We start from the raw sequence: 17,399 nt of genomic DNA on the forward strand, positions 1-17,399 counted from the left end.
GGCCGCCACACCCAAACCGCTCGGCGAGCTACCCACGGCGCGATGAGTCTCCAGCAGGCGTTCCACGAGCTCGTGACGCTCGAACTGGTGCTCGCGTGGTTCGCGGTCTCCCTCGTCTCGGTCGGAATACTCTGGATCGATCTCCGGCGGAACAACGAGGCGCTCCCGTCGATGATGAAGCTCGTCTGGACGCTCACGGTGCTCTACTCCGCGGTGCTCGGGCTCGCGGTGTACTGGTACAGCGGCCGCACCCAGATCCCCGAGGACAGCTTCTGGCGTCGCGGGATGCGCTCGACCGCCCACTGCTACTCCGGCTGTGGGGTGGGCGAGGTGCTCGGCATCACGCTCGCGGCCGGGATCCTCTTGTTGAGCACGCTCGGCGTCGCCGCGACCACGTTCGCGTTCGCGTACACGTTCGGACTCGCGTTCACCGTCGGCCCGCTGCTGCAGGAGGGGGTCGGGCTCCGCGAGGCGCTCTCGGACGCGGTGTACAGCGAGTCCGGCAGCATCGTCGCGATGGAAACCGTCGCGATCGGCTCGGACATCTACCTCGCCGGCGAGGCGACAATGGGCGAACCGGTGTTCTGGGCGTCGCTCGCGGTGTCGCTCTCGCTGGGCTTTCTCGCGGCCTACCCGATCAACCTGGGGCTGCTCCGGCTCGGCGTGAAGGAGGGGATGGGCGATCCCTCCGAGATGTGACCGAGCGCGTTCGCGGGGGCGAGCGTCGGTCGGTGGGCCAAAGGCCCTCGCGCTCCTGCCCCCGACCATGCACGATTCGGAGCGGATCACGCTGGCGCGGCTCCCCTCGGGCGTCGAACTGGAGACGACGGTCCACACGTACGGCGACGGCGACGGGCCGACGCTGTACGTGCAGGCGGCCCAACACGGCCGCGAGATCAACGGGAGCGAGGTGCTCCGACGGCTCCACGGCGAACTGCTCGCGCGGGCGGACGAGTTCTCCGGCACGCTGATCGCCGTCCCCGTCGCCGACCCCATCACGTTCGACCGCGTCTCCTACACCGCGCCGGAGGCGCTGGACTCGGTGAACGCGAACATGAACCGCTGCTGGCCCGGCGATCCCGAGGGGAGCCTCCACGAGCGGATGGCGGCGACGCTGTGGGAGTACGCCGGCGACGCCGACGCCATCGTCGACCTCCACACCGGCGGGAAGGAGATGCTGAGCCACACCGTCTACCTGAAAGGCGACGGGGAGTGTCGCGCGCTCGCGGAGGCGTTCGGGCACGACCTGCTGCTCGCCGAGGCGGCGGGGGAGGACGCCGACGCCGAGTGGCAGGACCGAAACTTCGGCGGGAAGCTCCGCGTCGCGGCCACACAGGAAGGGATTCCGACGATCACGCCCGAACTCGCCCACAACACCGAGCTGGTCGAGGACGCCATCGACGCCGGCGTCGCCGGGATGCTCGACACGCTCCGGCACCTCGACATGCTGCCCGGCGAGGCGGCGCCGACGAACGCCACGATCGCGCGGAACCACCTCGGCCGAGTGAAAGCCGACGACTCGGGGCTGTTCCACGTCGACGGCGACGTCGAACTCGGCGACTACGTGGAGCCCGGCGACCACGTCGGCGCCGTCCACGACCCCACGAGCTACGAGGTGCGACAGGAAGTGAGCGTCGACCGCGAGGGGATCGTTTACTCGCTGGAGCGGGAGGCGACGGTGACCGCGGGGTCGACGCTGGTCGGCGTCGCGCTGCTGCTGGAGGAGTAGCGACCGAAACCGACTTCCGGGGTTGCGGGGTATCTCGAACCGCGCGAGGGTGGCCGAGTCAGGACAAAGGCGGCGGGCTTAAGACCCGCTCCCGTAGGGGTCCGTGGGTTCGAATCCCTCCCCTCGCATCGTCTCCGAACGACAGTGAGGAGCGATGCGTCTCGGAGGATTCGAAGCAGGGAGCGGGAGGTGAGCGAGCGGTAGCGAGCGAACGGGAGCGACCGTGGTTCGAATCCCTCCCCTCGCATTTTCCGGCGCGACCGTCGATCCCAACCCTCTCGGGTCTCGTCTCGACACAAAGCCTTTCAGGAACGTCTAATTATATGTAATTACCATGCTCGGCGGTCTCGCGCGTCCGGACTACCACCTGCTCTTCATCCCTGCCGCGCTGCTGTGTGGTGTCGTGGCAGCGGTTCTCTCGCCGCTGTCGCTCAATGCCGGCGCGGGCGTCGGGTCGCTGCTCGCGAGCGCTGCCGTCGTCGACGGCGTCGCACTCAATCCGCCGACCCAGAACTGAGCCGTCGCTGGTCGAGTAGTTTCAGCGAAAACGGGCCGCGCCGCCGCGAAAAAGCGCGGCGGCGCGAGCCCGGTTGGTCCCCGCTGACGCTTCGGCCCTCCAAAGCGAAGCGTCACCTGAACCATGTGGGTGGAGAAACTTAAAACTACTCGCTACCGGAACTGCTGGTTGCCTTTCGAAACCCACCGACTACGGAGTGATCGCTACTGCCGTCCCGGGTGGTCGGCGGGGAGCCGAGACCGCCCCTCGCCGTAGAGCCGCTCTCGAAGCGTCTCGCCCTCGTACTCGGTTCGGAACAGCCCTCGGTCCTGCAGCTTCGGCACGACCTGATCCACGAAGTCGTCGAGGCTGCCCGTGCGGACCGCCTCCTTCACGTTGAAGCCGTCGACGCCGACCTCCTCGTGCCAGTAGACCAGTTCGTCCGCGACCTGTTCGGGCGTGCCGACGACGATCGGGGAGGTGGAGCCGAGGCCGGAGAACTCCGCGACCTCGCGGACGGTCCAGTCGTGGTCGGGGTCGGACTGCGTGAACGCGTTCATCGTCCCCTGGATCGCTTGGGTCTCGATGTGCTCGACCTTCTGGTCGGGGTCGAGTTCGGAGAGATCCATGTCGAGGAAGCCCGAGAGGAGCGCGAGCGTCGACTCCACGTCGACCGACTGCTTGAGCGCCTCGTACTTCGCTTCCGCCTCTTCCTCCGTGGGGGCGACGATCGGGACGATCCCGATGAAGAACGCGATCGAGCCCTCGTCGCGGCCGGCGTCGGCGGCCCGCTGCTTCACGTCCGCCATGTACTCCACGACGCCCTCCTCGGTCGGCTGGGAGCAGAACACCGCCTCGGCGTTGCTCGCGGCGAAATCCCGGCCGTACTCGGAGGAGCCGGCCTGATAGATCACGGGCGTACGCTGGGGTGACGGCTCGGAGCCGTGGGGTCCCGGAACGTCGAAGAACTCCCCCTCGTGGTCGATCGCGTGGACCTTCTCCGGGTCGGTGTAGCGCCCGGCGTCGGCGTCCCGGACGACCGCGTCGTCCTCCCACGACTCCTCCCAGAGCGCGTAACAGACGTCGAGGAACTCCGCGGCGCGCTCGTAGCGCGTCTCCTTCTCCATGCGCTCGTCGAGCCCGAGGTTCGCGGCGGCGGATTCGAGGTAGGAGGTGACGACGTTGAACGCGACGCGGCCGTCGGTGACGTGATCGAGCGTCGAGAACTCCCGGGCGAGCTGGTAAGGGTGGTTGTAGGTGGTGGACTTGGTGATCGCGAAGCCGAGGTCCTCGGTGGCCTCGGCCATCGCGGGCACGACGAGCGCGGGGTCGTTCGACGGCGTCTGGACGGCCTTCTCGATGGCGGTCTCGCGATCGCCGCCGTACACGTCGTAGATCCCGCGCACGTCGGCGAAGAACACCGCGTCGAACTTCCCGCGCTCGGCGGTGCGGGCCACGTCGGTCCAGTACTCCCGATCGGTGTACTCGCCCGAGCGGTCGCCGTCCCGCCGCCACGTGCCGGGCGAGACGTGCTCGACGGAGTTCATCGTGAAGAGATTGAGGTGGAGCTCGTCGCTCATCTTGGTTGTTGGTTGGCCGCTGTGGGTTAGGAACTACCGGAAGCCGGCGAAACGGTGGGGTTTCGCGGTTCGGAGTCTGGGTTCGTGGATGGGGTGTGTTGGTCGGTATCGTCGACAGTTCTCGCGACCGCGACAGCAGTTCGATCGTTGGCAACTGCAACAGCGACCGCATCTCGATCGCTGGCCACTTGCGACCGCAGGGTGCCGGGCACGAGGCCCGGCACAGCACGGAATCCCCACCCCTCCCCCCGCCGGCGCCGACCGCTGGCGAGCGCGAGGCGTCCACCGCGACCGCACCGCTGCGGCTGTCGGCGCGAAACGCGAGCGCCTCTGTGCGCGAGCCGAGCGCGAGGGATGAGCGAACGAACGTGAGCGAATCGGTTGGGGAGGTCTGGGGGCTCGCGGGGCGGTGCGGTACAAGTGGTCTACGAACGAGCTGCTGTTGCTGTTGCGGTCGCAGTGGTCAACGATCCGAAACGGCACGATCCCGAACACACCGACACACCAATAAACCGAACCGTCTATCCAAACCACTCACCGACCGAATCGACCTAACAGGAACAGTAGTACTCCCGGTCCGTGAACTCCGTATCCAGCAACTGCGCGACCGGCGCCGGATCGCTCGGCCGGTACACGCCCGTCGTCAGATCACCGCTCTCCTCGAACGCGCCCGACACCAGCGACACCCAGTCTTCCGTATCGAGCACGTCCCAGAACGTCTCCTCGCTCGCGAGCAGCGTCAGGTAGTCACGCAGGTACACCCACCGCCCGTCGTCGATCTCGCCCGGCTCGAACGCCTCCCCCACCGTGTCGGCGTACGCCGCGTACGGCAGATTCGCGCCGATCGAGACGGGCAGCGAGATCCACTTCCACGGCCGGGTGTTGATGTCCAGCAGCACATACTCCTCGCGGTCCTGATCGTAGACGAACTCCGACTCGCTGATCCCCTGATAGCCGGCGTCCTCGATCACCGAGAGCGCACGGGCCTCGATCTCCGGCGCGTCGACGGTCTCGACCAGACAGGACGTGCCGAACTCCAGCGGGAAGCGGACGGCGGCGTTGCCCACGACCGCCAGCGGCTCACCCTCCGCGGGCACGTACGACGCCAGCGAACGGTCCTTCCCGGTCGCGATGTTCACCTTCTCCTGCAGCATCACCTCGACGCCGGCCGCGTCGGCGGCCTCCAGCACGTCGTACAGCTCCTCGCTCGTCGCGACCTCGACGACGTTGCTCCCGATCGCCTCCTCGCCCTCGCGCTTGCGGGCGGGCTTGATCACGAGCGGGAAACCGAGCTCCTCGGCGGCCGCGTCGGGGTCCGTCTCGGCGGGGAAGTACGTCTCCGGGTACGGAACGCCCAGCTCCTCCGCGCGACGGTACAGCCGCGTCTTGTCGAGCACGCTGACGTGGTTCTCCCACGGCAGGTGGACGTTCTCCACGCCGGCGTCGGCGAACCCGTGGACCCACTCGTCCATACAGCCGAACGCGACGACCTCGCCCGCGGCGTCCGCGATCGCGGCAAGATCGTCCGCGAACCCCTGCGGATCGTCGAGCGGGTAGCGCACTTCGCCGGCGAAGTCGATCGCGTCCGAGGGGTAGGCGACCCCGTCGGCCATCCGATCGACGGCGATGACGGGCACCCCGTGGGCGTCGAGCGCGCGGGCGACGCTCAGCCCCGTGATGTGTGCGTTCGCGACCACCGCGGGCGTGCGGTCGAACTCGGCGTCGGCGACGGCGTCGACGAGCGCGTCGGTGTCGAGGAACTGCTCGGCCATATCCGCGTTTCGACGCCGGGAGGGAAAAGCTCCGCCGAACCGGCAGTACAGCGGCCGTTCCGGGGTCGCGCCGGCCCGTCCCGCGGCCGTGCGTCGCTGAAAGGGACGCGCTTATTCGCCGCAACCACTTGGGACGGGTATGAGCGAGCTCCCCGACAGAGCCCGGCGGGCGTTCCGCCGTCACGACGCGTTCGCGGCCGAGAGCGACGACGAGGACCGGTTCGCCGCCACAGCGACCCCCTTCGAGGGGACCGTCGCCGCCGAACCCGGCGAGGGCGGCGAGATCCGGTTCGAGATCGTCGTCCGCGTCCCGATGCTGGACGAGGTGACCGAGAGCGACGTGGCCCCGGTCGTCGAGGAGGGCTGGTACGAGACGTTCGAGCGCCGCCTCGACGGGATCGGCGGCGGCGTGCTCGCGGGCGATCACGAGCTCGAACCGACCGTGACCGAGACGGTCCACGAGGGAACGCGGACTGCGGAGGTCCGAGCCACGTTCGCGGATATCGACCCGACACGCGGCGTCGACGACGCCGCCGCAGTCGTCGACTTCGTCGAGGGAACGTTCGTGCAGGGCGTCATCCCCGGCTACGACTACACCGAGCCCGTCTCGGGGATTTTGACCGAGGCGCGGCGGGCGGGCGGCAGCGACGGGATCGAGCAGTAGTTCGAGAACGCTCGCCGGCCGACAGCGACAACGAAAAGGTCACGCGGCACCGAGAGCCGGGTAATGGCTTCGGCGCTCTCGATCGGGTTCCTGCTCGCGCTCGTCGCGGCCCACACCCTCCTCGCGGCGGTGCTCACGCGCTACTTCCGGATCGCGCTCGACACCCGCGGGGGAGCCGCGGTGTTCACCGTCACCGGGATCCCCGTGGTGTTGGTGGGGTCGACGTACCTGTTCTCGGGGCTGCTGGGGCTCGGCCCGGAGCTGGCCAGCCCCGCGATCGTCCTCACCCTGCTCGTCGCGGTGCCGGTCGGGCTGGGCGCGCTCGTCGACGTGCTGTACGTCCCGCCGCCGGAGCAGGTCGAGCTCCCCGAAACGTGGGAGTAGCGGCCGTCACCTCACTCGTGGTCGGCCAGTAGCCGATCGATCACGTCCTCCACCGACGCGATCACCTCCTCGGGCGACTGCGTGCCGTCGACGCGCACGAACCGCTCGGGCTCGGCGTCGATCAGGCGCTCGTAGTTCGACTCCACTTGCGCGAGGAAGGCGGCGTCCTCGAACTGGTTCGTCGAGCCGCTCCGGGCCGCCGCCGTCTCGGGGTCCACGTCGATGTAGATCGTCGCGTCCGGCGGCTCGGTGAAGGCGGCGTGGATCCCCTTGATGTACTCCAGCGGGCGCTTGAGCTCGCTGCCCGAGAGCGCGGCGGCCTGATACGCGTACCGCGAGTCGGAGTAGCGGTCCGAGATCACCAGCTCGTCGTTCTCCAACGCGGGCCGGATCGTCCGCGAGAGGTGATCGGCGTGGTCGGCGGTGAAGAGGAACAGCGTCGCCAGCGGGTCTTCGTCGTCGTCGATGGCGCGGTTCACGGCGTCGCCGTACCACGACTCCGTCGGCTCCCGGGTGAACGTGGCCTCGGGGTGGGAGTCGTGGAGGGCCTCCCAGACGGTGGTCTTGCCGCTGCCGTCCAGCCCCTCCAGCGTGATGAGCATGGACGGAGGGTGTTCGTCGCGGGATTAAGGCGCGTCGGTTCCGGGGCTGCTGCCGCCGCGGCCGGCCGCCGCTGCCGCCGCCATTTAAGTTCGTGTGCGCCCAATTCGCACGTATGGAGATACTCGTCGCCGGCGGTGACGGCTTCATCGGTCGCCCGCTCTGTGCCGAACTCGCCGAGCGGGGCCACGACGTGACCGCGATGTCCCGGAGCGAACCGGCGGAGTCGCTGCCCGACGGCGTCCACCACGCGACGGGCGACGTGACCGACTCCGACTCGACCGAGTCGGTCGTCGACGGTCACGACGCGGTGGTGAACCTCGTGGCGCTCTCGCCGCTGTTCAGCCCGAGCGGCGGCGAGGAGAAACACTTCGAGGTCCACCTCGAAGGAACGAAGAACCTCGTCGCGGCCGCCGAAGAAGCGGGTGCCGAGCGCTTCCTCCAACAGAGCGCGCTGGGCGCCGACCCCGACGGGCCGACCCACTACATCCGGGCGAAGGGGCAGGCCGAGGCGGTCGTCCGCGACTCCGACCTCGACTGGACGATCACCCGCCCCTCGGTGGTGTTCGGCGACGGCGGGGAGTTCGTGAAGTTCACGAAGCTGCTCGCGCCGCCGTACGTCACGCCGCTGCCCGGCGGCGGGAAGACGCGGTTCCAGCCCATCCACGTCGGCGACCTCGTGCCGATGCTCGCCGACGCCGTGCTGGAGGACGAACACGTCGGGGAGACGTACGACATCGGCGGCCCGGAGAAGCTCACGATGGCGGAAGTGGCGCGGCTGGGCCACCGTGCGGACGGTCGGGGGGTGAACGTGCTCCCGATCCCGATGTCGCTGTCGAAGATCGGGCTCTCGGCGCTCGACTACGTGCCGGGGTTCCCGTTCGGGAGCGACCAGTACCGCTCGCTGCAGATGGACAACACCGTCGACGACAACGACGTGTCCGCCTTCGGCGTCGACGAGGACGAACTCACCACGCTCGCCTCGTTCCTCGGCGTTTAACTGTCACGTCGGGTCATCGCTGCCCCGGTGTTTTTTCAACCCCCCGTCTGACCCCATGGTCGTACTATGGCGTGGGCTCCGGGGCTGCCGTCGCTGCTCCTGTTCGCCGTCAGCACGCTCTCCGCGCTGCTGGCGCTGGCAGTCCGCTGGAACCGAAGCGAGCGCTACGCCGGCGGGTTCGTCGCGCTGGTCGCCGTCATCGGCACGTGGACGTTCAGCTACGGCGTGCAGCTCGGGTTCGCGGCTCGTCCGGCACAGCTCGCGTGGTGGCAGCTGACGCTCGCCGTCGCGGGGTTCATCCCCACCGTGTGGCTGCTGTTCGGGCTTCGCTACGCCGGCAAGGACGAGTGGCTCACCCGCGGCGCCCGCCTGACGATGGTGTCCGAGCCGGCCGTGTTCGCGGCGTTCGTGCTCACTAACCCCGGACACCGGCTGATCTGGTCGGAGCTCGATCTCGTCGCCACCGGGCTCGTCCGCGTGTTCGCCCCGGAGTTCGCGGTCGGCTACTACGTCCACATCGCCTACGCGTACGCGATCATCGGCTTCGGTATCTACCTCGTCCTCCGGACGGCGGCCCGGTCCTCGAAGCTCTACCGCCGGCAGGCGGCGACGCTGCTGGCCGCGGTCGTGCCGCCGATGCTCGCCAACGTCGCGTTCACCGTCGGGGCCAGCCCGGTGCCGGGACTCGACCTCACGCCGTTCACGTTCGGCGTCACGGTCACGCTGATCGGGTTCGCCCTGTTCCGGTTCGACCTGCTCGACCGGACGCCGATCGCCCGGGAAGCGGCGCTTGACGTGGTCGGGAACGGGCTGGTGGTGCTCGACGCCGAGGGGATGGTCGTCGACGCCGACGAGCGCGCGCGGCGGGTGCTGACGCCCGCGCCCGCCGCCGGCGACCACGTCTCCGGCGTCTTCCCCGACACGCCCCTCTCCCGGCTCTCGGGGACGACCGTCGAAGGGGAGATGGAGGGGATCCGCCGGACGTACGAGGTGCAGGTCTCCCCGCTCAGGGACGACGAGGAGACCCTCACCGGCTACGCGCTCGTGCTGCGGGACGTGACCGACCGGCGCGCGTACGAACAGCGGCTACAGGTCGCCAACCGCGTACTCCGGCACAACCTCCGCAACGACATGAACGTCGTCCACGGGCTCGCCGAGCGGATCGAGTCGGGCGCGGCCGACGATCCGGCGGCGGTCGCGGCGCAGGTCCAGTCGAAAGTCGACGGCGTGGTCGAGACGAGCGAGAAGGTCCGGGAGATGACCCGGATCGAGCCCTCCTCGGTCGAGGCGGCCGAGCCGGTCGATCTCGGGACGATCGCCGAGGAGGTGGTCACGCGGTTCGACGCCGACCACGCGACCGTCGAGTCCGAACTCCCGCGGACGCGGGCCGCCGTCACCGACGAGGCCGCACTCGAGACGGCGCTGCGGAACCTCCTCGAGAACGCCGTCGAACACAACGACGGCGAGGAGCCGTGGGCGCGGCTGCGGATCGAGGAGACCGACGGGACAGTCTGTCTCCGCATCGACGACGACGGGCCGGGGATCCCGGCGGAGGAGCAGGAGGTGCTCAGACGCGAGACGGAGACGCCGCTGAAACACAGTCAGGGGCTGGGGCTCTGGCTCGCCTCCTGGAGCGCCCGCGCGGCCGGCGGCGAGCTCAGCATCGAGTCCACCGGGGCCGAGGGGACGACGGTCCGGATCGAGTTCCCCGCGGCCGACCCCGAGTAACCGACCGCACAGCCTTTCCCCGCCGGCCGCCCACTGCCGCCCATGCGCGTCACGCTGCTGGGGACGGGGAGCGCCATGCCGCTGCCCGACCGCGTCCAGACCGGACTCCTGCTCGAACGCGACGACCGGGCGCTGCTCGTCGACTGCGGCGCCGGCGTCCTCCACCGCCTCTCGGAAACCCCCGTGGGCTACGAGGACGTGTCGACGGTGCTGCTGACCCACCACCACCTCGACCACGTCAGCGACCTGCTCGCGCTGCTGAAGGCGCGGTGGCTCGCCGGCGAGGAGTACCTCGAAGTGATCGGGCCCGCGGGGACGAAGGCGCTGGTCGACGACCTGCTCTCGGTTCACGACTACCTCGAGGGACGGGTCGACCTCTCGATCCGGGAGGTCAGCGCCGACAGCGAGTTCGAGGCCGCCGGCTTCGAGATATCGACCCACGAGACGGTCCACTCGATGGACTGTCTCGCCTACCGGTTCGCCGGCGAAACGGGGGAGAATGGGGACGCCGGCGAGTTCACGTTCGGCGCCGACGGCGAGGCCAGCAGGTCGATCGCCCGCTTCGCCGACGGCTCGGAGGTGCTGCTCCACGACTGCTCGTTCCCCGACGAGGTGGACGTGGACAACCACCCGACGCCGACCCAGTTGGGCGAGGCGCTAGCGGGAACGGGGATCGACCGCCTGCTGCTCACCCACCTCTACCCCCACACCGAGGGGAAACACGACGAGATGATCGAGAGCATCGAGCGCGCCGGCTTCGACGGCGACGTGACCGTCGCCGAGGACGGGATGCGCTTCGAGGTATGACGGTGCCCGACGACGTGACCGACGAGGACGCGTTCGAGCGCCTCCGCGAGGACGAGTACCTCGGCCCGATCGTCGCCGAGGTCGGCCCCGTCTCGATCGACCCCGCCGAGGACGCCTTCGAGCGCCTGATCGTCTCGATCCTCCGCCAGCAGGTGTCGATGGCGTCGGCGGCGGCGACGCGGGAGCGCCTCTTCGACGCGGTCGAGGTGACCCCCGAGGGGATCCGAGCCGCGGACGACGAGATCCTCCGTGACGCCGGACTCTCCCGGCAGAAGACGCGGTACGTCAACGAGATCGCCGACGCGTTCGCCGAGGCGGGGTGGGACCGCGACGACTTCGCGGCGATGGGCGACGACGAGGTGCGCGAGACGCTCACCGACATCACCGGCGTCGGCCCGTGGACCGCGGACATGTTCCTGCTGTTCGTGCTCGGCCGCCCGGACGTGTTCCCGGTGGGCGATCTCGGCGTCCGTGAGGGGCTGAAGACGCTCGTGGATCACCACGGCGGGGAGCCCGAGATGACCCGCGGGGAGATGCGCGAGTTCGCGGCGCGCTGGGCACCGGTGCGGAGCTACGCGGCGCTGTATCTCTGGCAGGTCGAGGAGGAGCTCGGAGAGCGCGTCGGCGACGTGAATCCGGAGTGAGAGCGGCCACCGCCGGACGACAGCCCGGGACTGCTTAGCTGTCCGGGCCGGACGGATCGAACGCCTGCCACTCCCGGGCGTGTCCGGGCAGCCCGCGCGCCCGGAGTTCGGGGCCGTCGTCGCCCTCGCGAACGTCGATCCGACCGGAACAGAACTGCGAGAGCGTCCTGACGGTCTGGTCGTCGTGGATCGCCGGGTCGATCAGCAGCACGCCGAGGCCGTCGAGCGCGTCGATGCGCCCGACGAGCGTGTGGACGAACCGCGACACCGTCTTGAGGTCGCCGAAGGAGAGCAGCGTCGACAGCGAGAACAGTCCCGTGCGGACGCGGTCGATCCCGGACTGCTCGAACTCGCGGTGGACGTCGGAGTAGCGCATCCCGATCCCGGTCAGGTCAGAGGGGCCCGACACCGGGAGCACCCGCGCCGGCACGTCCGCGTCCTCGTCGCCGACGCAGTCGAGGATCGCCGTGCTGTCGGCGGTGAGCTCCAGCCCCACGTGCTCGCAGTCGGCCGCGATGCGCCGCGAGCGGCGGTTGGTGGTGACGACGATCGCCCCCTCGCCGGCGGGACCGGCGAGCAGGCTGAGGCCGAGTTCGCGTGCTCCCGAGTGCGCGGGGCCGGCGAGGAGGACCGTCGTTCCCGGGCGGATCGGGCCCAGCGGGAGCCCCGGGAACGCGTAGTCGTCACTCATCGGCCACCTCCGCCCCGCCTCGGTCGCCGCGGAGCGTCAGCTGGTCCATCGCTTCCGCCCCCAGCAGTTCGAGCAGCTCCCGGTCGCGCGTCGAGAACTCCCGCGGCGCGTCGTCGTAGATACAGAACGTCCCCACGGCCTCGCCCTCGGGCGTCCGGAGCAGGCTGCTGGCGTAGAAGCGGATGTTCGCCGCCTGTAACCCCTCGTTCTCCGCGAACCGTGGATCCTCGCGGACGTCCTCGATCACGGTCACGTCGTCGTCGAGGATCGCGTACGTGCAGACGGTGTCCTCGCGGTCCATCGGTTCGAGCGAGATGCCGTGACAGGCGAGAAAGCGCTGTTCGTGGGCGTCGATCAGCCCGACTGCGGCGGCGTCGACCCCGAACAGTTCGGTCGCGATCTCGGTCAGTCGGTCGAACGACTCGCCGAGTGCGTCCGGCTCGACGGCGTACCGCTCCAGCGCGGCCAGTCGAGCCTCCTCGTTCTCGGGCAGCGGGTAGGCGGTCTGACTCCGGAACGCGACGGCGTGTTCGACGAGATCGAGTAGCTCCGCGCGGGCTTCGGGGGAGTCCTTCGGCACGTACTCGACGACGATGTCGCCGAACGCGGCGGTGTCGATCTCCTCGATCGGCACGTCGGTGAACAGGAAACAGGGGGTGTCGGGGACGGTCTCGCGGACCTCCCGGACGAGCTCCAGGCCGGTGCCGTCGGGCAGCGACTGTTCGGTGACGAGCGCGTCGAGATCGTCGTCGACGTGGTCGCGAGCGGCCGCGGTCGTCGCCGCTTCCGCGACGGTGAACCCGGCGTCCCGCAGCGTCTCGGCCGTCGCCTCCAGCGAGGCGGCGTCCGAATCGACACAGAGCAGCATACCCCTTATCGGTGGAGGGGGGTTAGGAAACTGGCGACTGATCAAGCGGGGGTCCGCTCGACGATCTCGGCGAGGATCTCGTCCAGCGCGCGGAGCAGATCTCGATCCCGTGGCCCGTCGGCCCACGTCCGGCGATACGTCGCCGTTCGGTTCTCGAACGTCACGCCGACCAGCAGATCCGGGTCCGGGTCGCTGTCGGCCGCTCCCCGGTTCTCGAACGCGTCGAAGGCGTCGCTGGCCTCCCAGTCGAGCCACGTGGGTTCGGCGTCGTCGCCTAGCAGCGCGATCGCTCGGTCGGCGGCCAGCCAGTCGGCGGCCTGTTCGGCGTCGACGTCGGTGTCTCCTGGGAGGAGCAGCAGGTCGGCGTTGTTCGTCGCGCTCACGGTCGGGACCTCCTCGTGGAGCGTGAGGTCGACGCCCTCGGCGACGTACGTCGGCGTCTGGTGGAGTTCGTCGAAGACGAGCTCCTCGGCGGTGCTTCCGGTGCTCGGGAGGCTCGAACAGCCGGCGACGGCGCCCGTGACGGTGGCGCTGATGGCGGCGAGGGCGCGGCGGCGGGGGAGAGCGTCGTGCGACATGGGTCGCGGTTCCGTCGGGACCAGTAAAGGCGTCACTCAAACGCAAAGAGCCGTTTGAGTGTCGGCGTGACACGGGGAGTGGCCACACGCTCCTCGCGACGCTCGTCGCTGCGAGGGAGCAGAAGTGGGCCCTGGCGGATTTGAACCACCGATCGCCCGGTTATGAGCCGGGTGCTCTGAGACCAGACTAAGCTAAGGGCCCTTGTCGAAACGGCGGCATGGCTCACTATTGAGGGTGTCGAAAGAAGCGACGCCGTCGCCAGGGCTCGAACCTGGGACAACCACGTTAACAGCGTGGTGCTCTACCAGCTGAGCTACGACGGCTCACTTTCTCGTACCGTGGTTTCACACAAATGGGTTTCGTTTCCCCCCGGCGGCCCGACCGACACGGTTTCCTCCCGCGCCGCGGAACCCGGAGGTATGACCGACGACGCCCTCGACGCCGTGCTCCAGCGCGTGAGCGAGCGCGTCACGCCCGACGCCGACGAGCGCGAGCGCCTGCGTGCGGTCGCCGCGGAACTCACGGAACGCGCCGAGGCCGCGATCGACGACCTGCCCGTCGACGCCGACGTGACGCAGGTGGGCTCCAGCGCGCGCTCGACGTGGCTCGCCGGCGATCGCGACATCGACCTGTTCGTCCGCTTCCCCACCGAAATCGACCGCGAAGCGCTCGAACGCTACGGGCTGGACGTGGGCCACGCCGTCCTCCCCGAGGGCCACGAGGAGTACGCCGAGCACCCCTACGTCAAGGGGGAGTACGAGGGGTTCGACGTGGATCTGGTGCCGTGTTACGCGGTCGACGCCGCGACCGAGATCCGCTCGGCGGTCGACCGGACGCCGTTCCACGACGCGTTCCTCCAAGCGAGGTACACCCCCGAGCTCGCCGAGGCCGCCCGGCTCCTGAAGCGGTTCATGAAGGGGACCGGGGTCTACGGCAGCGACCTCCGGACCGAGGGGTTCTCGGGCTATCTGGTCGAACTGCTCGTTCTGGAGTACGGCGGCTTCCGGCCGCTTGTCGATGCCGCCGCCGAGTGGCACCCGCCGGTTCGGTTCGATCTCCGCGGGGATGGTGGACCGGCAGCAGTCCCGCCCGACGTGGCCGAGGCAGCCGAGTTCGACGACCCCCTCGTCGTGATCGACCCCACGGACCCGGATCGCAACGTCGCCGCGGTGCTGTCGGCCGCGAACCTCGCACGGTTCCAGCACTACTGCCGGGAACTGCTCGACGAGCCGCGGGAGTCGCTGTTCTTCCCCGAGTCGACCGACCCGATCGACGCCAGCGAGGTTCGTGAGCATCTCGACCGCCGCGGAACGCACGCGGTGGCGGTCGTCTTCGAGACGCCCGACGTAGTCGAGGATCAGCTCTACCCACAGCTCCGGCGCTCGCTCGGCGGCGTCACCGACGAACTCGATCGCCGGGGGTTCGAGACCCTGCGGGCGACGACGTTCGCGAGCGGCGTGGGGGAGGCGTCGTCGGGGCGATCGGTGCTGTTCGTCGAAACGGGCGTCAACGAACTCCCGGCGGTCGAACGCCACGAGGGGCCGCCCGTCCACGTGGGCGACCACGCCGCGTCGTTCTACGACGCCTACGCCGACGACGAGTCGACGTACGGCCCGTTCGTCGACGGCGACCGCTACGTGGTCGAACGCGAGCGCGAGCACCGGACGCCCGAGGCGCTGCTCCGGAGCGACACGCTGTTCGACGTGGCGCTCGGTGTCCACGTCGAAACTGTGCTACAGGAGGAGTACGAGGTGCTGGTCGGCGACGAGACGGCGACGCTGGCCGAGGAGTTCGGGAAGGAGCTTCGGGCGTACTTCGAGCCGGCGGTCTGATCCGACTCAGAGGTCGTGGATCTCGCGGATCCGCTCGACGAGTTCCACCACTTTGTCGGCCGGATCGTCGTCCTCGGGGATCGGTTCGCGCCCGTCGAACGTCTCGTGGACGACGCCGACGCTCTCCGAGAGCGTGTCGAGGCCGTACCCTCCTTCGAGGACGAACGCCAGCGGGGCGTCGAGCCCCTCGCTCAGTTCGCGGACCGCGTCGGTGAACTGGGCGTACCCCTCCGTGGAGACGCGCATCCGGGAGATGGGGTCGTGGCGGTGGGCGTCGAACCCCGCCGAGACCAGCACCAGATCGGGGTCGAATCGCTCGATCGCGGGCGCGATCGCCCGCTCGAACACGTGGCGGTACTCCGCGTCGCCACAGCCCGCCGAGAGGGGCGCGTTCAGCGTCGTCCCCTCGCCGGCGCCCTCGCCGGTTTCCTCGATCGCGCCGGTGCCCGGGTAGAGCCCCTCCTCGTGGGTCGAGGCGTAGAACACGTCCGGGTCGTCGGCGCAGATCTCCTGCGTGCCGTTGCCGTGGTGGACGTCCCAGTCCCAGATCGCCACCCTGTCGACGCCGGTGTCGGGGTCGTCGATCACCGTCCGGGCGGCGACGGCGGCGTTGTTGAAGAAACAGAACCCCATCGCGTCGTCGGACTCGGCGTGGTGGCCCGGCGGCCGGCCGAGCGCGAAGGGGGTGTCCCGGCCGTCGGCGCCGTCGATGGCCGCCCGGGCGGCCCAGATCGCCAGCCCCGCGGACTTCCGGGCGACGTCGTAGGTGTCCTCGCCGGCGACGGTGTCGGGGTCCCACTCGCCGCCGCCGTCCTCGCAGAACTCCCGGACGGCCGCGACGTGTTCGGGGTCGTGGGCGCGTTCGATGTCTTCCGGGTCGGCGGCGGGCGCGTCGACGTACTCGACGCAGTGGCGGTCCTTCATCGCCTCCCGGATCGCGCGCATTCGGTCGGGCGACTCCGGATGTCGGGGGCCGGGATCGTGATCGAGACACCGGTCCGAGTAGCCGAACTGCATTACTCGAACAGGGAGAAGTACGTCTCGATGTCCTCGGCCTGTACGGTTCGGCGGTCGGCGTGGCGGGCGAGCTTGGCGGCCGCGCGGGCGACGTTGTCGGCGTAGTCCTCGAGGATGTCCGCCAGCGCGATCCGGGCCTCCATCGACACCCGATAGCGGTCGTCGATCCGCAGGCGGGCGATCCGGTCGACGGGCGCGACGGGGAGGTCGACGGCGTCGCGTTCGATCACCTGCTCGACGCCGAAGTCCTCGGCCATGAGCGTTTTCCGGCCGTCCTCGGTCGCTCGCTCGGCGGCCTCGACGGCGAGTTCGGCGCCGCGGTCCTGCACGTGCGCCGCGAGTTTCTCGGCCGCGTCGGCGCTCACCCGGAGCCCGTCCGCGTTGCGCCGGATGATGGCGTCGACGGGCGCGAACGGCAGCTCGACGGTCATACTCACACCCCGGGCGTGGCGCGTAAAACGCTTCCCCTCCGCTCTGAGGGCGTGAGGGTGGCTGTGCACTCGTCGTTTCGCGTCGGACGGAATACGCGTGAGCGTCGGCGCGGCTGAGCGAAACGGGGTGTTCAGACGGGGAACGTGAGAGCCACGCGTCGCTCGTCACTTTGCTTCGTGAAAACGTCCGGACGGAGTCCACGCGAGCGAAGCGAGCGTGGGCACGTCCAGTCGTGACTGAACGAAGTGAAGGAACGTCCGGACGGAGATTTGAACGCGAGAGACTCGCTGCGCTCGTCTCTCTGGCTCAAATCTCCGCGACAGCCGTTTCGCTTCACGGACTCCTCGCTATCGTTCGTCGTCGTTGTTCAGCGAAAACGTCCGGACGGAGTCCACGCGAACGAAGTGAGCGTGGGCACGTCCGGTCGTGACTGAACGAAGTGAAGGAACGTCCGGACGGAGATTTGAACTCCGGTCCCTGGCTCCGCAAGCCAAGAGGATAGTCCACTACCCTATCCGGACTCATTTCTACAGACGCCCGACCCGCATAAGTCGGTTCCGGTTCCCGGTCGGCGTG

The 17,399-nt window shown here is 69.4% G+C and carries 18 protein-coding genes and 4 tRNA genes; 11 read left to right on the plus strand and 11 right to left on the minus strand.

The features are described from left to right. Positions 1-42: 42 nt before the first annotated feature. The 4 genes from ACQUSM_RS11095 to ACQUSM_RS11110 all read left to right on the plus strand — a co-directional run bounded on the left by ACQUSM_RS11095 (position 43) and on the right by ACQUSM_RS11110 (position 2,246). A complete protein-coding gene (locus ACQUSM_RS11095) occupies positions 43-699 on the plus strand; it encodes a DUF4396 domain-containing protein (RefSeq protein WP_435118570.1) in 657 nt (218 codons plus the stop codon). Positions 700-766: 67 nt separating this feature from the next. Then, entirely contained in the window at positions 767-1,729 is a 963-nt protein-coding gene (locus tag ACQUSM_RS11100; protein WP_435118572.1) for a succinylglutamate desuccinylase/aspartoacylase family protein, read from the plus strand. Positions 1,730-1,772: 43 nt separating this feature from the next. Beyond that, a tRNA-Leu gene (locus ACQUSM_RS11105) sits at positions 1,773-1,857 on the plus strand. A gap of 206 nt (positions 1,858-2,063) precedes the next feature. Then, positions 2,064-2,246, plus strand: coding sequence for a hypothetical protein (locus tag ACQUSM_RS11110; protein WP_435118574.1), 183 nt, complete (start codon positions 2,064-2,066; stop codon positions 2,244-2,246). 203 nt (positions 2,247-2,449) lie between these two features. Here ACQUSM_RS11110 and ACQUSM_RS11115 read toward each other — a convergent pair whose 3' ends face one another. After that, complete coding sequence (locus ACQUSM_RS11115) at positions 2,450-3,805, minus strand: LLM class flavin-dependent oxidoreductase (protein ID WP_435118576.1); 1,356 nt, start codon at positions 3,803-3,805, stop codon at positions 2,450-2,452. Between the two features lie 551 nt (positions 3,806-4,356). Continuing rightward, entirely contained in the window at positions 4,357-5,577 is a 1,221-nt protein-coding gene (locus tag ACQUSM_RS11120; RefSeq protein WP_435118578.1) for a carboxylate--amine ligase, read from the minus strand. A 139-nt stretch (positions 5,578-5,716) separates the two neighbouring features. On the opposite strand from ACQUSM_RS11120, the gene ACQUSM_RS11125 reads away from it, so the two are divergent. Together ACQUSM_RS11125 and ACQUSM_RS11130 are read left to right on the plus strand one after the other, a co-directional pair. Further along, positions 5,717-6,241, plus strand: a complete 525-nt coding sequence (locus ACQUSM_RS11125) for a DUF5813 family protein (protein WP_435118580.1) — start codon at positions 5,717-5,719, stop codon at positions 6,239-6,241. A gap of 63 nt (positions 6,242-6,304) precedes the next feature. Continuing rightward, positions 6,305-6,625 (plus strand): hypothetical protein, encoded by a 321-nt coding sequence (locus ACQUSM_RS11130; RefSeq protein WP_435118582.1) that lies wholly within the window; start codon positions 6,305-6,307, stop codon positions 6,623-6,625. Between the two features lie 11 nt (positions 6,626-6,636). On the opposite strand, the gene tmk is transcribed toward ACQUSM_RS11130, so the two are convergent. Next, positions 6,637-7,227 (minus strand): dTMP kinase, encoded by a 591-nt coding sequence (tmk, locus tag ACQUSM_RS11135; RefSeq protein WP_435118584.1) that lies wholly within the window; start codon positions 7,225-7,227, stop codon positions 6,637-6,639. 113 nt (positions 7,228-7,340) lie between these two features. Between tmk and ACQUSM_RS11140 the strand changes: the two genes are divergently transcribed. The 4 genes from ACQUSM_RS11140 (at position 7,341) to ACQUSM_RS11155 (ending at position 11,404) form a co-directional block, all read left to right on the plus strand. Next, positions 7,341-8,225, plus strand: a complete 885-nt coding sequence (locus tag ACQUSM_RS11140; RefSeq protein WP_435118585.1) for a complex I NDUFA9 subunit family protein — start codon at positions 7,341-7,343, stop codon at positions 8,223-8,225. Between the two features lie 66 nt (positions 8,226-8,291). Continuing rightward, entirely contained in the window at positions 8,292-9,953 is a 1,662-nt protein-coding gene (locus tag ACQUSM_RS11145; protein ID WP_435118587.1) for a histidine kinase N-terminal 7TM domain-containing protein, read from the plus strand. A 42-nt stretch (positions 9,954-9,995) separates the two neighbouring features. After that, entirely contained in the window at positions 9,996-10,760 is a 765-nt protein-coding gene (locus ACQUSM_RS11150) for an MBL fold metallo-hydrolase (RefSeq protein WP_435118588.1), read from the plus strand. Further along, the gene (locus ACQUSM_RS11155; protein ID WP_435118590.1) at positions 10,757-11,404 is read left to right on the plus strand and encodes a DNA-3-methyladenine glycosylase family protein; all 648 of its coding nucleotides are present in this window, start codon (positions 10,757-10,759) and stop codon (positions 11,402-11,404) included. Before ACQUSM_RS11150 ends, ACQUSM_RS11155 begins: the two co-directional genes overlap by 4 nt. Before the next feature lie 34 nt (positions 11,405-11,438). Here the strand turns inward: ACQUSM_RS11155 and ACQUSM_RS11160 are convergent, their stop codons facing one another. The 5 genes from ACQUSM_RS11160 to ACQUSM_RS11180 form a co-directional block, all read right to left on the minus strand. Then, positions 11,439-12,095 carry a DUF7504 family protein gene (locus ACQUSM_RS11160; RefSeq protein ID WP_435118592.1) on the minus strand — a complete coding sequence of 219 codons (657 nt, stop codon included), beginning with the start codon at positions 12,093-12,095 and terminating at the stop codon, positions 11,439-11,441. Continuing rightward, a complete protein-coding gene (locus ACQUSM_RS11165) occupies positions 12,088-12,963 on the minus strand; it encodes a GAF domain-containing protein (RefSeq protein WP_435118594.1) in 876 nt (291 codons plus the stop codon). The genes ACQUSM_RS11160 and ACQUSM_RS11165 overlap by 8 nt, the downstream gene beginning before the upstream one ends. A 41-nt stretch (positions 12,964-13,004) precedes the next feature. Further along, positions 13,005-13,541 carry a hypothetical protein gene (locus ACQUSM_RS11170; protein ID WP_435118595.1) on the minus strand — a complete coding sequence of 179 codons (537 nt, stop codon included), beginning with the start codon at positions 13,539-13,541 and terminating at the stop codon, positions 13,005-13,007. 125 nt (positions 13,542-13,666) lie between these two features. Beyond that, positions 13,667-13,743: transfer RNA gene (locus ACQUSM_RS11175), tRNA-Ile, on the minus strand. Positions 13,744-13,792: 49 nt separating this feature from the next. Next, positions 13,793-13,865: transfer RNA gene (locus ACQUSM_RS11180), tRNA-Asn, on the minus strand. A gap of 96 nt (positions 13,866-13,961) precedes the next feature. Here ACQUSM_RS11180 and cca point away from each other — a divergent pair. Then, complete coding sequence (gene cca, locus ACQUSM_RS11185; RefSeq protein ID WP_435118597.1) at positions 13,962-15,374, plus strand: CCA tRNA nucleotidyltransferase; 1,413 nt, start codon at positions 13,962-13,964, stop codon at positions 15,372-15,374. Between the two features lie 6 nt (positions 15,375-15,380). Here cca and ACQUSM_RS11190 read toward each other — a convergent pair whose 3' ends face one another. The 3 genes from ACQUSM_RS11190 to ACQUSM_RS11200 form a co-directional block, all read right to left on the minus strand. After that, the gene (locus tag ACQUSM_RS11190) at positions 15,381-16,391 is read right to left on the minus strand and encodes a histone deacetylase family protein (RefSeq protein WP_435118599.1); all 1,011 of its coding nucleotides are present in this window, start codon (positions 16,389-16,391) and stop codon (positions 15,381-15,383) included. Beyond that, complete coding sequence (locus ACQUSM_RS11195) at positions 16,391-16,822, minus strand: histone family protein (RefSeq protein WP_435118601.1); 432 nt, start codon at positions 16,820-16,822, stop codon at positions 16,391-16,393. The genes ACQUSM_RS11190 and ACQUSM_RS11195 overlap by 1 nt, the downstream gene beginning before the upstream one ends. Before the next feature lie 449 nt (positions 16,823-17,271). Further along, a tRNA-Arg gene (locus tag ACQUSM_RS11200) sits at positions 17,272-17,344 on the minus strand. Positions 17,345-17,399 lie beyond the last annotated feature (55 nt).

This window comes from Halolamina sp. C58 (genome assembly GCF_051195095.1).
In the GTDB taxonomy this organism is placed as follows: Archaea; Halobacteriota; Halobacteria; order Halobacteriales; family Haloferacaceae; genus Halolamina.

Coding starts and splice junctions, on each gene's coding strand:
- ACQUSM_RS11095 (WP_435118570.1), top strand. CDS start 43: ATGAGTCTCCAGCAGGCGTTCCACGAGCTCGTGACGCTCGAACTGGTG.
- ACQUSM_RS11100 (WP_435118572.1), top strand. CDS start 767: ATGCACGATTCGGAGCGGATCACGCTGGCGCGGCTCCCCTCGGGCGTC.
- ACQUSM_RS11110 (WP_435118574.1), top strand. CDS start 2,064: ATGCTCGGCGGTCTCGCGCGTCCGGACTACCACCTGCTCTTCATCCCT.
- ACQUSM_RS11115 (WP_435118576.1), bottom strand. CDS start 3,805: ATGAGCGACGAGCTCCACCTCAATCTCTTCACGATGAACTCCGTCGAG.
- ACQUSM_RS11120 (WP_435118578.1), bottom strand. CDS start 5,577: ATGGCCGAGCAGTTCCTCGACACCGACGCGCTCGTCGACGCCGTCGCC.
- ACQUSM_RS11125 (WP_435118580.1), top strand. CDS start 5,717: ATGAGCGAGCTCCCCGACAGAGCCCGGCGGGCGTTCCGCCGTCACGAC.
- ACQUSM_RS11130 (WP_435118582.1), top strand. CDS start 6,305: ATGGCTTCGGCGCTCTCGATCGGGTTCCTGCTCGCGCTCGTCGCGGCC.
- tmk (WP_435118584.1), bottom strand. CDS start 7,227: ATGCTCATCACGCTGGAGGGGCTGGACGGCAGCGGCAAGACCACCGTC.
- ACQUSM_RS11140 (WP_435118585.1), top strand. CDS start 7,341: ATGGAGATACTCGTCGCCGGCGGTGACGGCTTCATCGGTCGCCCGCTC.
- ACQUSM_RS11145 (WP_435118587.1), top strand. CDS start 8,292: ATGGCGTGGGCTCCGGGGCTGCCGTCGCTGCTCCTGTTCGCCGTCAGC.
- ACQUSM_RS11150 (WP_435118588.1), top strand. CDS start 9,996: ATGCGCGTCACGCTGCTGGGGACGGGGAGCGCCATGCCGCTGCCCGAC.
- ACQUSM_RS11155 (WP_435118590.1), top strand. CDS start 10,757: ATGACGGTGCCCGACGACGTGACCGACGAGGACGCGTTCGAGCGCCTC.
- ACQUSM_RS11160 (WP_435118592.1), bottom strand. CDS start 12,095: ATGAGTGACGACTACGCGTTCCCGGGGCTCCCGCTGGGCCCGATCCGC.
- ACQUSM_RS11165 (WP_435118594.1), bottom strand. CDS start 12,963: ATGCTGCTCTGTGTCGATTCGGACGCCGCCTCGCTGGAGGCGACGGCC.
- ACQUSM_RS11170 (WP_435118595.1), bottom strand. CDS start 13,541: ATGTCGCACGACGCTCTCCCCCGCCGCCGCGCCCTCGCCGCCATCAGC.
- cca (WP_435118597.1), top strand. CDS start 13,962: ATGACCGACGACGCCCTCGACGCCGTGCTCCAGCGCGTGAGCGAGCGC.
- ACQUSM_RS11190 (WP_435118599.1), bottom strand. CDS start 16,391: ATGCAGTTCGGCTACTCGGACCGGTGTCTCGATCACGATCCCGGCCCC.
- ACQUSM_RS11195 (WP_435118601.1), bottom strand. CDS start 16,822: ATGACCGTCGAGCTGCCGTTCGCGCCCGTCGACGCCATCATCCGGCGC.